Source organism: Ignavibacteriota bacterium (genome assembly GCA_016218045.1).
Taxonomy (GTDB): domain Bacteria; phylum Bacteroidota; class Ignavibacteria; order SZUA-365; family SZUA-365; genus JACRFB01.
The window spans coordinates 81843-97251 of the sequence record JACRFB010000001.1 but is presented as its reverse complement, the minus strand read 5'-3'; the positions used below and the strand labels follow the sequence as shown (position 1 = coordinate 97251).

Sequence of the window (15409 nt, the reverse complement as noted above, 5' to 3'; positions counted from 1 at the left end):
GACTGCGCGGCAGCGCCAATGTTCGTAACCGAACAGGGGGCGCAGCGCCGACCGGCCATCATGCCGGATAATACGGCGCGAGCTGGTCCGACATGAACTTTGTCACCGCGAGGATCACGCCGAAATCGTCGAGATATCCGACAAACGGCGCCAAATCGGGAATCGTGTCGATCGGGGAGATGAAATAGAGCAGCGCAAAGACCACGACAACCTTTCTTTGCCACGGCACATCAGTATCCGTGAAGTAGCGCCACAGTGCGATCAGATCGCCGGCAAATCTGACGCGGCTGCCCACATCGCGCATTTTCCGTTCGAACTTTTCGTGCACTTCTTTCGACTGTTTGAGGTAGTGTTCCTCGTCGACTTCAGCGCCGAGTTCGTAATCGGCAAACATCTCATCAAGTTCTTTGTCCATAGCGCCTCTCAAAAGGTGTTACCCGAGCGAAAATGATGCATTCGGCGGCGGAAAGCAAAGGCACGAAAAAAAATGCCGGCGCCTCGAGATACGAAGCGCCGGCACGATTCCGCGCAGCCTGTCAACGCACTCGCAACATGCGCGTTGTACGGATCCCCGTTGGTGTTTCGAGAACCCCGTGATAGACACCGGGGGCGAGATCCCCGGATTCGAATGGAATGGTGTGTTGGCCGGCGTCCTGGATCTCTGACGTTGCCAGCCGTGCAACAACGCGGCCAAGGGCGTCAAACACACTCAGCGATACGACCGACTCTGTTGGGAGTGAATATGTCAGGACCGTGCCTGTTGTGAAAGGATCAGGGTAGTGCGACAAAACGACCGGAGCGGTTGCATCCGTCCGGAGTAACACCACGGTGGACGAATACCGCTTGTTGCCGTCGCGATCTACCTGGCGCAACCGGTAGCGCAATTCGAGAGCGCCCGGATCCGCATCTTCAAAGGCATAACGCTGTGGTGTGTTGATCGTGCCGTAGCCCGGGATAAAACCGATTTGATGCCACGGCTCACCATTGCTCTGACGTTCGATTTCGAAGCCCGCATTGTTCGATTCGGTTGCCGTTCGCCAGGTGAGGAGGACTCTTCCATCGAAACGATGGGCCGAAAAGCTGACGAGTTCCACGGGGAGAGAGGTAAAGCAGGTTGTGTTGGTGGAAACTTGTCCGTCGCCTCCGCTGGTGGCGCCGTTGACCGGGAACTCTGTGACACTCGACGACGTGCTGCTGCCTTGCGTTCCTCCCGTCGCTGTCGGAGTTAATGCCGTGGTTGTGGTTGCAATAAAGCCACCACCACCACCACCGCCCGGGCCTTCACTTTCAGCAGACGTGATACCCTGATTGCCTCCGTTGCCACCATGCGCGGTAATTCCCACGCCACTGATACTTCCACTGGAATTGAGAAGGATTGTTCCGCCACCGCCACCTCCGCCCGGAGCGTCGTTATGGGTATTGGAGGTGTTTGCGCCATTGTTACCATTCGCGGTAATACTTCCCAGACCGGTTATCGTAGAGGCATAAAGAAAGATGATTCCGCCACCGTTACCGCCGGCTCCACCTGAACTATTGTTGGCATTGCCTGCGCCTCCGCCGCCACCGAAAAACACGCGAGCGCAGGGGTCGATGCTCAGCGGACGTCCGCCTAGACCCCCGCGTTCGCGGCGATTATTTCCTGCCCAGGAGGCGTTGCCGGGACCAATGCTGAGTGCATCCATATTTGCCGCGCCATAGGTGTAGCCACCCCGACCACCCCCCGATGACGTCGAGAGGCCTGACAGCGCGATATAGGTAGGGTCCAGAGACCAAGCGACTGTTCCAGTACAAGACGAACACATGACACCTTGTCCCGTCCACAATGCGGCTGAACCACCGTTGGCGCCACCCCCCCCACCGCCGTTGTGAGAATTTCCCCCTCCGCCTCCGTTCGCAGGGGCGCCGCGACCATACCGGCCCGAATACGAATCATAGGTAGCCGTGCTGCCTCCGATACTTTCTCCTTTCTCAGCACCAGCCGCGACATCCGTCGTGCGCCAATCGGTGAAGTCCGTCGAGGCAGCGCCATTGTTGATGGACAACGCACCACCGCGGAAGCCCGCACCATTCGCGTTCACAGATCCGTCGATTGTTGCAGTGTACTGGACCGTTGCCGCAATGATACCGCCGGTCTGTCCGTTCCACGCCTGTGGGATGATAGAGGTTCCCGCTGGTACGTTCAGAGTGGTGTACTGGGGGATCCGCACCACCTGAGCGGCACCCCCGCTTGTGTACGCGTACTGGAGGCCGCTTGTCAGATTTATTCGGTTCGGCGACTGCAAGGATGCTATTTCGTGGAACTCATAACGCCCGGCATTATTGTAATTCGTGACGGATCCGTATGAGGCCGAATTTGTTGCCCAGTCGAGAGTCGCCCCCTGTGCCTGGTAAATCAGGATCAAGTCTCCGGCCGCGAATCCCGCGTAACTCGAAACGCGGAGCTGCGTCGCTCCAATACCCGGGCTGTTGGTCAATCGAGTGTATGTGTTTATCGTCTCCGAGCCAGAGATGGTTTTTGCTCCGTCTCTACCCGGGATCTGACCGAATGCCGTCATTCCTCCGATGAGGAAGCAGACTGCTATAAAAGAGCGGACAAGCACTCTTTCAAGTAATATCGCTGACATGAGGGGACCAGTTCAATTGTGTATGGACGATGTGTGTTATGCGCCTGTGAGGCGCCTTTTGTTGTGCGCGGATTATCGCGTCGTTTTTTCTCTGCCGCCTGTGGCGGGGGGTACATCGGTTCTGTGCGTGACATCGGATAAAACCTCATTCTATTTTCGAACGTGTGCAGTACAATCGTGGTGTCCGGACGAAGTAAAGCGCCTCCTCGAGACTGGGAACTAACGCCGTATGCAGCAAGGCATTATCTTGTGTAGTATCTGCAATAATAACTGCCGAAGAAGCTATAACAATTCACGGGCCAACAGACAAACGAGCTCGGATGTGCTTTATTAACAGCGTTTTGCACGTATTTGGTCCAGCGGCATTAATCGGTTGCAGCAATGACAACAACAGAAATTGCAAATTATACAATACCATATATTCCAAGGAAGCGGGGTGCTGCATCCATGCGAATGTTTCGTATTTGCAGGTCTCCCTTCTACAAATGCGAGTATTTAGGTGTGAATTGGCCGATATGACACTCAATCACGCGGGGGCGGTGTCGGGCAGCCAACACCGGAAGCCCGTGAAGCCGCACCGCCTCTCGGGGGCGGGTGGAGAAACTCTGCGAACGTGTCTTCTAGGTCAAAATACGTACTGCCGCCAATGCGGCGAGAAATGCCACGAAGTCGGCGATGAGCCCTGTTGGCAGCGCGTGTCTCGTATTCCGTATCCCAACAGAACCGAAATAGACTGCAACAACGTAGAATGTCGTTTCGGTGCTTCCGTACATTGTCGAAACGAGGATGCCGATAAAAGAATCCGGGCCGTGTGTTTTCATGATTTCAGTCATCACGCCGAGCGAGCCGCTCCCTGACAGGGGGCGCAACAGACCCATCGGTAGCGCCTCGGCAGGGAAGCCAAGGAGATTCGTTGCCGGCCGGACTGCGGCTATGACCACATCCATCGCGCCGCTGGCGCGAAATACCGCAATGGCGACGAGCATGAGTACCAGATAGGGAATGATGCGGGTTGCGGTTGCAAACCCCTCCTTGGCTCCCTCCACCGCGACTTCGTACACCTTCACGCGGCGCATGGCACCATAGACCAGAAAGAAAAGAAGGAGAGCCGGAATCGCCAGTGCCGACACCGCGGATAGTATGGTCTGGACGATTTCCATCAACGGGTTGTCTCGACAGGCAGGCGGAACCACGGGAGCCGCTGCAGAAGCTTGGCAACAGCGACGCCCGTGCTTGCGGCGACCAGTGATGCGAGCAGCGTGGTCCCGATAATCGCAGCGGGATTGGACGATCCCAGGGAGGCACGTACTGCAATGGCTGTGGCAGGGATCAGTGTGACGCAGGAGGTGTTCATTGCAAGGAAGGTGCACATCGCATTGCTTGCGGTACCTTTGTGTGTGTTCACCTTCTCGAGTTCCTCCATGGCTTTCAGTCCGAACGGCGTTGCCGCATTTCCGAGCCCGAGCATGTTCGCGGAAATATTCATCATGATCGCGGCGATGGCCGGATGATCGGAAGGAACGTCAGGGAAGAGGCGTCGTGTCAGAGGTTTCACCGCACGGGAAAGCAGCGACACCAGACCGGCCTCCTGCGCAACATTCATTACACCAAGCCATAGTGCCATGATACCAATGAGGCCGATCGCAATCTGCACGGCGAGCGTTGCGGCGTCGAAGGCGGCGATAGTGATTTTTCGCAGATAGACGAGCCGCACGGGTTGTAAAACGATTGACCACACGGGCCCCTGCGGTGTATCGCGACGAAGCAACGATCCTATGAGGCGCTCACCGCCCTGGGCCGTGGCCATGACAGTGAGTACGTCGGGCGCGCCGTTGGGTATGGTAAGCAGGGCTGTGCCACGATACGCATCGAACATGGTGATGTCCGCCGTGAAGCTGCAATCGCTCTGCTGTTGCGCAAGCGCAGGGATGTTGCGCCGTAGCTGCTCCGCAGAAAGGGTGAGGTCGGCCTGGTATTTTCCTGGACCGTTCACCGCCTCCATTCCCGTCTCTGCAAGGTGCAATGCCGTGCCGTTCCCATAGGAGTTGCGAACCGAATCGTGAATGTCGCGACCTGCAGCCGTCAATATCCCGATGACAAGGATGGCGAGCCAGATGTGATTCAGCATCCACGCCTCCGCGTGGCGTGTGCAGAGTTGAGACGAGCACGTGTCGGGCGTGTCTCAGTTGTGATACAAGGCCCAGTGGTATGCGTCGTCGCCTCTCCAAGGGCGGGCACAAACGGGGACGCAGTCTGCGAGATCGGGCAACTCACGGCACAAGTTCGGTTTTCACACCCGCAATTTCATGGCGCTCCGCATCCACGGCACGCACGTCGTCTTCGCCCACAGTAACGTTTCTGAATCGAGCCACGCCCTTCGCGTCGGTCATACACTGCACAGTGCCGTTGAGTGATACGAGCGCAAAGGCGGCCGGCGTTTTAGTGCCCTTTTCGGTAACAGTCACTTCGATGAGCTTTGATCCCTTGCTTTTGAATCCTTCCGCGCCGAGGATGGACGCGTAGAGCGCCCACGCAGCATTCATGGCGAAGTAGGGCGACAGGCCTTCTTCGTAACTCTTCGACCCCGGGGGTGGAAGCAGGACAACCACATGCCGCAGTTTCTCGAGATCCGGATTCGGATTTGTGCGCTGGACCCACGGCATCGGAGCGGCGTTCACATACACGGGAAACGTTTTAAGGATGATATCCGACAATGATTTTGCGCCCTGCTGGCCGTTGATCTTGAGTGCGTACTTTGTCGAGCCGCTATTGAGTCCGACCTGGACGTACACTGCGCCCTTCTGGGATGCGAGCAAGTCCGCTGCCGCCTTCCGGGTCGCCGCCTCACGCGAGGGAATAATGACCCGTGCACCAGACGCTTCAAGCAACGCCGTGAGCTGGGTACGGGTTCTGACATCCACTCGGTTTTCCGGAGGTGCCGCGGCGGGAGTGGCCAGATCGAGCAAGATGGTCTTTCCATGCAGCACACCACGCGCGACGGGGGCAAGCAGCACAGGATCCTGAACGCGTGATCGCGTCATGGCCTCAGTGCGCATGAAGTAGCCCGGAGCGGTAATACGGGCTTCGAGGCCATCGGTCTGCACGCCCGCAATGATGTATTCGCCCTGTTCATTCGTCAGGGCTTCCTTGTCGCCTGGCAATATGATACGAGCGCCACCGACGGGTTTCCCGTCGGAACTCATGACCACCCCGCGCGTGTACAATGCATCGGGCGATGTGGCTACTGCTCCGCCCGTGCGGACGGGTCCATTCGACGCTTCGAAGGAGACACGCTGTGCAGCGCCAGGCGCAATGACGGTCCGCACTACGCCCTGTTTTGTGAAAAGCACCGTATCACGTCCCATCGATGTTGTGAAGCGGATGGGAATATCGTCGCCCAGCGATTTCCCGGCGCTGTCGACGGCGGTGACGACGATGTGGGAGAACGTCTGATCGTCCGGAGGCAGAATCGCGGGCTCAACACTCGAGCGGAGCAGCGCGGGCGCCGCGGCCACGGCGAAATAGAGTTCAAACGGCGCAGAGGAATTTTCGTTGGAATTCCGCACCTGTGCGGAGAGCCGGTGATAGCCCGCGCCAAGATCATCCGAAGGAGTGACTGTGATCTGCTTGGACTTCGCGTTGTAGATGAAGCCCTCCTCCTTCCCGTCAACCCATACTCGGATCGATTCGTCCTTTATTTCACCCTTGTCTTTTACTTCCACAGTGATGCGCGGACGCTTTTCCGCAAAAAAGACAGGGGATGCATACGCGAGCTGCGGAACCCCCGCGCGGAGGTATTTTCCCAGTCCGCGGAAAATTCCCCACGCCTGTATGTCGTTGAATTCCTCACGCTTCAACCTTTGCTCTTCGTACACACTCGTAAAAAACGCGCATTCGATCAACACCGAAGTCATTTTGGCGTTTCGCAGGACGGCGTATCCTTCGTTGGGATGGATCAGGAAGTCCGAGATTGTTCCGTCGAAGGTCGCGAGTGATCCGGGATTCCCCATGACAAAGGCCAGATCACGCTGGATATAGCGTGCGAGATCGTGGCTGGAGGGTTTATAGCCGGGCGCACCCGGGTGCGCGTGGTAAAACGTGGCTGTATAATTCGTGGCAGGATTTTCCGCCGCATTGTGATGAATGGACAGAAAAACATCGGCATTGTTGGCGTTCGCCTGCTGTATGCGGGCGGTAAGCGGCACCGATTGATCTGCTTCTCGAGACATGAGCACGTTCGCGCCCGCCGCCTTGAGGTAATCGCGCAGACGGAGTGCGACACGCAGATTCACGTCGGCTTCGATAACATCGCCCGCCGGTCCGCGGTTTGCGCGGTCGTCGCCGCCATGACCCGGATCGAGGAAGACGGTCTTCCCCCGCAGCGCTTCCGCAAACAGAGTGATAGCGGAATCGCGGCGCGAAGGTTCGGACCAATCGGGCGGACGCACATAATATACTGCGCTGCCGCAGTGGGACAGGAACGCAGCCAGAATCGGGAGAAAAGTGATGCCGGGAAGTCGGAAGCGAAGGCGCATGGGTGCCGTTGTCGGTGTGCATGAAATATACCTACCAATGGCGGGCCAGACAATATGGAGCAGCGGCACACACTTCGATCCGTGAGCGATTCTTGGTATGTTGTGGCAGCCATGACACAGGACAACACGCATCCGCTCCCACCATCCGCATTTTATGATGCGGCGGCTTCCTCCTACGACACGATGACCGCGTTCACGGAACGGGTGCCGAGAGAAGCGGCGATTCTACAACCGCTTGTGTCGCGCTTCAGGATCCGAAGCGCGGCGGATATGGGGTGCGGAACCGGAATCCATGTATGCGCCCTTTCATCACTCGGCATTAAAACAACGGGGTATGATATTTCGGCGGAAATGCTGCGGCGTGCGCGGAGCAACGCCGCCGTGTATACCGACGCCCAATTTGTGCTGGGGGATTTTCTCGCGCCCGCCCTGCTCAACTCGGAGCCCGTTGACGCCGTGTTTTGTCTCGGCAATTCCCTTCCCCACCTTGCATCATCAGACGAACTTGTGCAGACCTTCGCACAGTGGCGTGAGGCGCTCAACTCCGGTGGGCGTGCGATAGTCCAATTGCTCAATTACGAACGGATACTCGCAATCCGTGATCGAATCATCGCGGTGCGCTCTGATCCGGGGACAACCATCGTGCGATTCTACGATTTCACCGAACCGCGGCTCACGTTCAATATCCTGAGCGTAGATACCACCACGCAGCCGCCGCGGCACATGCTGCATTCTACGTTGCTGACTCCATTCACCACCTCGATCATTCAGGAAGCCGCCATCACGGCCGGTTTCACAAGCGCGGGCCTGTTTTCCACACTCGCGCTCGAACAGTGGGATCCCCGCAGCCGCGATCTGGTCGTTGTGCTCGAGACGAGGTGACCGGCCCTTTCCTGCGAGAAGGATCATCCTGCCACGCACCCGTTTAACCACCATTCTTACGTTTTCACCCTTACTATCGCGATTCAACCACCTCCTCTCAAAGCAGAGTACCACTCATGGATATCATCGTCCTCGGTTGCGGCCTTGTCGGCTCGGCCATCGTTCGTGATCTTGCACTTGAACCCTCTTTCAATGTGACTGCCGTTGATGTATCCGAAGCGGCCCTGACCCGCGTCGCCGGTATCGACGGGGTGGCGCGGCTACAGGAGGATCTCAGCTCCCCCGATCGCGTACGTGATCTTGTCGCTGCTCACGATCTCGTGATTGGCGCCGTGCCGGGTTTCATGGGATATCGCACCGTCGAAGCGGCGATAGCCGCGGGTAAAAACGTGGTCGACATCAGCTTTTTTCCTGAGGATGCACTGACGCTCGATTCAGCCGCCCAGTCGCAGGGTGTGACCGCGATTGTTGATTGCGGTGTTGCTCCCGGCTGCGGTAATATCCTCTTCGGGCATGTCCATACCTTGCTCAACCGGACGGACCGATTCCTGTGTTATGTCGGAGGACTCCCGGTGACACGAAGAAAGCCGTACGAATACACCGCGGTCTTCTCGCCGGTCGATGTCATTGAGGAATACACCCGTCCCGCGCGTTATGTGGAGAACGGCAGGCTGGTTACGCGCGAAGCGCTCAGTGACATCGAGCTGCTGGAATTCGACGGCATAGGCACATTGGAGGCGTTTAATTCCGACGGCCTCCGCACACTGGCAGTCACGATGAACGCGCCGGACATGAAGGAAAAAACACTCAGATATCCGGGTCATGCGGATCTCATGCGAGTGCTTCGCGAGACGGGATTCTTCCGTACCGACCCAATCACCGTCCGCGGCGTCTCGCTTCGTCCGCTCGATGTTACCGCCGCGCTGCTGTTTCCGAAATGGACCCTGCCGGAAGGCGAACACGATTTCACCGTGATGCGGGTCGTCATCGAAGGACAGCGTGAAGGGGAGATCCTGAGGTACACATACGACCTGCTCGACCGTTACGATCCGGCGACAGGCACCACATCGATGGCGCGTACAACGGGATACACGTGTTCGGTCGCGGCACGCCTGGTCGCCGATGGCGTGATTACGCGTAAAGGAATCGTGCCACCTGAATATATCGGTGCAGACGCGGCCGCGTACGGCGCGCTGATGGCGGGACTACAAGAACGGAACGTTGTGTTTCGCGAAACGATCGAAAGTTGCGGGCGGTCCGCAAACTGAAACAAATTACCCCAGAAACAACATCAGAATGATGTTGAGTGCCGCCAGCACCAATAAGGTCGTCCAGCGATGATCTCTGGAACGTCCCGAATGCATGATCTCGTGGATCATTGCCTGTACCAAATGTGAGGTTATCGATGAAGAACCAAAATAGCAGACAACTTTGTGTTATGCAAGAAGAATCTGCTTGCGTCGAGAGACGCTCCTCAGCGTGTAATCCACTCCGTTCCACACAGTGAGACATAGGGGCAATACGGACACACGGATTTGGGTTCAACACCCGTTTCATGCGGCGGCAGCAAGGGTAATCCGGGGTTGATAATTTCTCGGATCAGTCTTTCCAGCACACGCACCAATCGTTCATGTGCTTCACCGAGAAGTCCGGGGTCGGTGCAATAGGGTTCCTCCGAGTTCGCGTCAATTGTACGTCCGTTCAAGCTCAGATACATCGGGTGTACAATTGTCACATCGATGCTGTGGGCGGCTGCATACATGATATGGTACAAGGGGAGCTGGAGTGAGCCGATGGCTGTCGCCCACGAGGCACGATCGTCCGGATCGACCGACTCGATATCGACAGTCCGGCGTTTCGCGTTGCCGCCTGTTTTATAGTCGAGTATCATGACACGTCCATCCCGGTCATCGATTCGATCGGGTTTGCCCGTGATACGGAAACCCGCAATACGCCCCTCGAGGCGCGTCTCGATTTGTGTGATCCGCATGTCGTGTTGTTTCACCAGAGGACGCAGATAGCCCGACACGTACTCGCGCATACGCCGGAGGATACGATCGTGCAACAGAACGCGACCGCCAGTAACATCACCGATCATCGTGCGGAATTGTTCTCGCGCGATCGCCTCGATGCCATTTTCGTCGCAGTGTTCCGGGCCGAGTCGGAGCCCCACATGCGGTGCATGATAGGCATCGAGGATCTCGTGGACGAGGATTCCGATATCCTGTGCTTCCACATCGTCGGAAATTTCGGCACGCTCACGCAGGCCCAGAATGTCTGTAAAGTAGAAACGGCGCTGACACCGCAGATACCGATCGAGACCGGTCGCATGGAACGACGATGAGGAAAGAACGGCGAGTGTCTCAGGAGATTTTCCAATTGCTGACGGAAGCCCGTTAGTTAATGTCACCGCCGGCGCGATGGCCGCAATGTACGGGTCGCTCCGTGTCACCTTGTCCTTGCGCTGTTGCTCCCATAGCAGTCGTTCCACATAGCGGCTTCTCGAGGCACCGGACGCGGTCGAATAGAAAAAGTACACTCGTTCGGCGCCCGCGAGCAAATGGTGCATGATGTGAGCAATCTCGTCCTCGCGCGTCCTCTCGGTCCGCATGCCAAGGGAGTCGCGCACGTGCGGTGGAATCAGGGAGGGTACGCCCGGGCCACCCGGCAGAACGTCGTCCTGCGCATCGAGGATGAACACTCTTCGGAAGCGCAGGGCCCGGGTCTCGGAAAGGCCAAGTACCTGCAGGCCGCGCACAGGCGTTCCCGGGAAATGGTGCACCATGCCGGCAATCACGTGCTGATACAGCGTGACACAATCCTCCATTCCCCCATGCGCCAGGGATGCCGCATCGCTGTGCGACACCCGCCACATCGCGTCCATGACCTGTTCCGCAAAGGGCCTGAAGTCCCGATGTACGCGGGCGGTGCTTCTGTTGCCGATGTATTCGAGAACGCGCACAACGGCGGCGGCAAAATCGGACAAGGTTGCCGCGTGTTCAAATGCGCGAATTGTTGCGGTGTGTATTTCGACGAGCAGGGCACGGAGTGCGCGCGCGTCCGAGCCAGGAATTCCCGCCCGCTGCATTCGTACCGCGGCGGAAAGTATCTCATCGTCGTTCTCAATCAGGAGGGGCGAAACCGTATCAACTCCCCGATCGATCAGGGTTTCCTCGATTGTGTGGCACAGCATCCGCGCGGTATCACCCTCCGCCTCACTGCGGATGTTCTTCACGTACGGGTGCAACATAAAGCGCACATACTCTGTCGCGCCGCAGCGTCCATCACGCATCGATAACAACACATCAAAGAGCAGCGTCAGAAAGGCGTGCACCGGCGTCCGGGCGAGCGGGTATCCGAGCGAAATATTCCATGCTGTTTCACCTGCCAGGGGCAGGACGTGCTGCATGACGGGGAAAAGGGCCTGTGCATTAGGCAGCACTATCACGGTCGATTCATCCGCAGCCGCTCCCTCGTCGAGGGTGCTACGCAGACTGGCCGCGAGTCCGAATACCTGGGCATGCATATCCGGAGCTTCGGCAATGGTGACGCGCGGCTCGGGCGCGCGGGTCGTGGGAGGAGCGGCCACACCGAGTGATTCCCAGAGCGGATTGACACCCGGCCCGTCTTGAACAAGAAGCACGGTCGAATCGAATTGAAGGAGACGCAGCAGAATTCTCCTTTCGCGTTGTGACAGCCATGGCGGTAAAACATAGATCAACCGTCCCGCAGGGGGGCGCAGCGAGTTCGCCAATGCATCCACCTCGCGCAAACGCATTGCCGGCGTTGAACAGCCGCGGGTGGCGACCGCAGCGTAAAAGGGACGGAAAAGCGCGGCGAGCACCGAAAGCTCCTGCAACGGCGCCGATGCGGCTGCGCGTCGGAGCGTGTCACCATCCGCGCCCGCGGCCATCAGCTCCTCGAGCTCTCCGAAAGTGCGCATACCGAGAGGGTAATACTGCGCGAAAGACTCGAACGCCCGCCCGCCCAGTCGCTGCGGCTGCGCCGCATGAAGTTCGTGCAGGATAGCCGCGGCATCGAGCGGATCCAGATCGCGGCGCTCCTGCGCGCACTGGTGTTTGTACAGAACATCGATCAGTCCCGCAGAGGTAGTGACGTTCGGCGGGAAGAAGGCGCTTCCATGCCGCTCTGCCAGTGCTTTGAAGAGGAAATAGCGCGGCCGCATGCCTGGAAAAACGACCATTGTATCCGAAATATCCGCACCCGATGTCTCGATCAGATCGAGCACAGTCGTCACCACATCGGCGCCTGCTGAAAGAAAGCGAACGTTCATAGAGTCACTCTCACGACGCGGCATCGGTCGATATACACAATCGCGCCCTCGATTCCGCGGCCGGGAAAGATTTCCGCCATCGCGGCCATGTAGCCGCGGACCTGGAGGACGTATTGCTGCTCGTGCTCATCACCCCCGGTTTTATAATCGATGACCAGCACGCTTTTGTCGGTCACATGCAAGCGGTCGATGCGCTGCAGCGCTCCTGTCGCGAGCACACATTCCTGTTCGCAAAAAACGCGGATGCGCGGGTCGGACACAAACAGTGCCCGGACGGAGGCAACGGCGAAAAAATCCGTGAGGGTGGTCCTGAGTGAATCCCGTGTCAGGGCGGGAGTGTCCACAAAGCCGATCTTTGCAAGCGCGGTGTCGATCATGCGCGGCAGGTCGTCCGGGAGAAGCTCGATCTGTTCCAACACCGCGTGCAGTACCGTCCCGCGGTGCTCGGCGCCGTAATTGCGTAGTGTCACTCCGTCGAATACGCGCGGCACGGGCAGGTGATGGTGTTCCGTCTGAGCGGGGGGGTGTGAATCCTTCCTTGCGCGGCGCACTGGCGGTTTCGGGCGCGAGGGATCACCTTCTCTTTGGGGCAGCCACGCCACAGGCGGATCGACCTGATCGGGGGATTTTGCGGTGCCGTATACACCCAACACGTACATTTCCTGCTCGGCGCGTGTGAGGGCAACGTAGAGACGGTTCAGCGCATCGACAGTGCCGCGGAAGACCGTTTCGTTGTAGAGGGATGCGAAGTGTGGCGCAAATCCGAGCCGCGCCTTAGTCAACGCCAGCACACGGACGCCTTCTTCCGTCTCCTGTAAAAACGGTCCGAAAGTACTGTGTGATTTTCCGTAGAGCAGCACGATGACCACGGGGAAATCAAGGCCCTTCGCCTTGTGTATGGTCATGAGCGTTACGGCATCGGCCGCCGCGGGCGGCTGCATTGACCAGAGCGACGATTCGCGCTCGTCATTGGCCGAGACAAGGAAATCGCGGACGCTGTTTCCGCCTCGCTGCTCGAGTTGCACAGCCGCTTCCAGCATGGCCGAAATGGCGGCTTCCTCGTCCGGATGCAGACGAAAGACGGCCAGTGTGCGGCAGGCATCGCAGAGCAGATCGTACAGCGGCGCGTATCCAACCACGGAAAAGAGCGGTTCAAAGAGATCGGCCCACAGTGCCGGAAGCTCGCTCTGGAAGATCTTGTATACCGGGCGCGATGTGCGTCGCGCCTCGAGGATGCACCGTTCGATGATGGAGTTGTCGACGCCGTATTCTTGGGAACGGGCTACAAAAACACGTCCGAGCAGCACTGTTGCGAAGGCGAGATCGTCGACAGGCGCGTCGAGGAAGCGGAGCAGTGCTAACATCTCGCGCACGACGGTGCGATTGCGCGCATCGAGACTGCTGTGCGACAGGACGGGATACCCTGCGTCCTTGAGCCAGCCGCTGGCCGTGATCACGCTGTCGTTGGCGGGAGTGAGTATGGCGATGTCGCGGCACGTGTATCCACGTTCGAGACAGTCGCGCACGATGTCGATCACTGCCTCGCGGTCCGCGTTTTCCTGCGCACGTGGAATGAAGCGGGTTTCCACATAGCCGTCGTTCTCTCTTCCCGGCTTTGCCTCTTGCGCGCTGCGGTCGAGCCCACTGGCGCGGCACTCCTTTTCCTCACCGTGCGCAGGCACCGTGGATGTGAACGTCTGCTCGTTGTAGCGAAGAATTTCACCGCCGCTGCGATAATTGACGGGAAGTGTGACTTCGTGAAACGACGCGGACGGGAAGGTGCGCGCGGTGAGTCCACGCATGATGCGCCAATCCGCGCCTCGGAACCCGTAGATGGACTGCTTCGTGTCTCCGACTATGAAGAGACTGCCCTGCACCGACAGTGCCTCCGCGAGCAGCGGCTCGAGCACGCCCCATTGAATCGGAGATGTGTCCTGAAACTCGTCGATGAGAAAATGCAGAAGGCGTTCACCGAGGCGGAAGTAGATTTCGGGAATCGCACCCTCTTCGAGGCGGCGGATGAGCATTCGCCCGATGTCATCGAGGAGCAGACGCCCACTTCGCCGCTTCACTTCGTCGAGTTCTTCTTGAAGTCGGTGCGCCGCGTACACCACGGGGTACCTGCCATGGAGTATGCCTGCGACGGCCGCATGTTCCAGTGCCGCGTTCAGCGCGTCGCACAGCGGCGCAAGCGTGCCGGCACGGGCTTCGTAGGAGGCCTTGTCGACGCCGCCCTTGTTGACGACGTTGTTCGGTTCCCTACGCGCGCGTTCCAGAAGCGGGGCGATGCCGCCTTCGCGCAGCTTGGCAGAGAGCGAGAGAAAATTTCGGTCGAGGGTAAGCCCCGTCGCGAGGGCCGCCTCATGCAACCGTTCGAACGACGCGCGCACCTCTGCTTCACTCGCACGAATTTCCGCACTCCCGTCCTCCACCACCGGCGGCTTTACATGAGAAGACAGCGCGCTGTGCAGTGCGCCCACTTCACCACGAATTTGTTGCAGCGGATCCCACACATACCTGTCGCGATCGATCATGTCCGCAATTCGTTTCAACTGCGCGGCTTCATCTGAACCAGCGTACAGTTTCCGTTCGAGACGCTCGAAGGCGTCGTCGAGAAGATTGTCGTGCTGGAGGACAATCTCGAAGGCCGGATCATAGCCGTACTCGAGGGCGGAGGCGCGGAAGAGCCGCGTCATAAAACTGTCGATGGTGCTGATGTCGAGATCGCCGTACCGTTCCAATATTGCGTCGAGGAGTTCCGCCGCGCGTGTCTGGGCTCCTTGTGCTTCCGGACCCAACCGCAACGCCACCTCGGCCATTGCCTCGTCATCGCCGATCGCAACATCCTTCAGGGCGCGCAACACTCGTTCCTTCATCTCCCTCGCTGCGTTCCGTGTGAAAGTGATCGCCAGCACCTGCTCAAAGGGGATGCCCGAGAGCAGGTACTGCGCCACGCGCCAGGCGAGCTGATAGGTCTTGCCCGAGCCCGCCGAGGCGGTCACCAGCGTGAACGAAGGAAAATCCAATGTGTATGCCTTGCTCAAGTCAGGCATCCGATGTCCGGGAAAACAACT

The 15409-nt window shown here is 58.5% G+C and carries 7 protein-coding genes and 1 pseudogene; 2 read left to right on the top strand and 6 right to left on the bottom strand.

From position 1 onward, the window contains the following. Positions 1-58 precede the first annotated feature (58 nt). From HY962_00415 to HY962_00400, 4 genes and pseudogenes are all read right to left on the bottom strand, one after another. Positions 59-415, bottom strand: a complete 357-nt coding sequence (locus tag HY962_00415) for a DUF1232 domain-containing protein (protein MBI5645366.1) — start codon at positions 413-415, stop codon at positions 59-61. Positions 416-536: 121 nt separating this feature from the next. Continuing rightward, positions 537-2555 carry a T9SS type A sorting domain-containing protein gene (locus tag HY962_00410; protein MBI5645365.1) on the bottom strand — a complete coding sequence of 673 codons (2019 nt, stop codon included), beginning with the start codon at positions 2553-2555 and terminating at the stop codon, positions 537-539. 689 nt (positions 2556-3244) lie between these two features. Further along, positions 3245-4752: pseudogene (locus tag HY962_00405) on the bottom strand (spore maturation protein). Positions 4753-4894: 142 nt separating this feature from the next. Beyond that, positions 4895-7159, bottom strand: a complete 2265-nt coding sequence (locus tag HY962_00400; GenBank protein ID MBI5645364.1) for an N-acetylmuramoyl-L-alanine amidase — start codon at positions 7157-7159, stop codon at positions 4895-4897. Positions 7160-7240: 81 nt separating this feature from the next. Between HY962_00400 and HY962_00395 the strand changes: the two genes are divergently transcribed. Next, on the top strand, positions 7241-8041 hold the full coding sequence (locus tag HY962_00395; GenBank protein MBI5645363.1) for a class I SAM-dependent methyltransferase: 801 nt from the start codon (positions 7241-7243) through the stop codon (positions 8039-8041). A gap of 116 nt (positions 8042-8157) precedes the next feature. Further along, positions 8158-9309 carry a saccharopine dehydrogenase NADP-binding domain-containing protein gene (locus HY962_00390; protein ID MBI5645362.1) on the top strand — a complete coding sequence of 384 codons (1152 nt, stop codon included), beginning with the start codon at positions 8158-8160 and terminating at the stop codon, positions 9307-9309. 206 nt (positions 9310-9515) lie between these two features. Here HY962_00390 and HY962_00385 read toward each other — a convergent pair whose 3' ends face one another. Then, entirely contained in the window at positions 9516-12335 is a 2820-nt protein-coding gene (locus HY962_00385; GenBank protein ID MBI5645361.1) for a PD-(D/E)XK nuclease family protein, read from the bottom strand. Then, positions 12332-15388 (bottom strand): UvrD-helicase domain-containing protein, encoded by a 3057-nt coding sequence (locus tag HY962_00380; protein ID MBI5645360.1) that lies wholly within the window; start codon positions 15386-15388, stop codon positions 12332-12334. Before HY962_00380 ends, HY962_00385 begins: the two co-directional genes overlap by 4 nt. Between the last annotated feature and the right edge of the window lie 21 nt (positions 15389-15409).

What these genes read in the sequence shown, in the direction of transcription:
- HY962_00390 (MBI5645362.1), top strand. Translation starts at nt 8,158, where the DNA reads ATGGATATCATCGTCCTCGGTTGCGGCCTTGTCGGCTCGGCCATCGTT.
- HY962_00400 (MBI5645364.1), bottom strand. Translation starts at nt 7,159, where the DNA reads ATGCGCCTTCGCTTCCGACTTCCCGGCATCACTTTTCTCCCGATTCTG.
- HY962_00415 (MBI5645366.1), bottom strand. Translation starts at nt 415, where the DNA reads ATGGACAAAGAACTTGATGAGATGTTTGCCGATTACGAACTCGGCGCT.
- HY962_00385 (MBI5645361.1), bottom strand. Translation starts at nt 12,335, where the DNA reads ATGAACGTTCGCTTTCTTTCAGCAGGCGCCGATGTGGTGACGACTGTG.
- HY962_00410 (MBI5645365.1), bottom strand. Translation starts at nt 2,555, where the DNA reads ATGACGGCATTCGGTCAGATCCCGGGTAGAGACGGAGCAAAAACCATC.
- HY962_00380 (MBI5645360.1), bottom strand. Translation starts at nt 15,388, where the DNA reads ATGCCTGACTTGAGCAAGGCATACACATTGGATTTTCCTTCGTTCACG.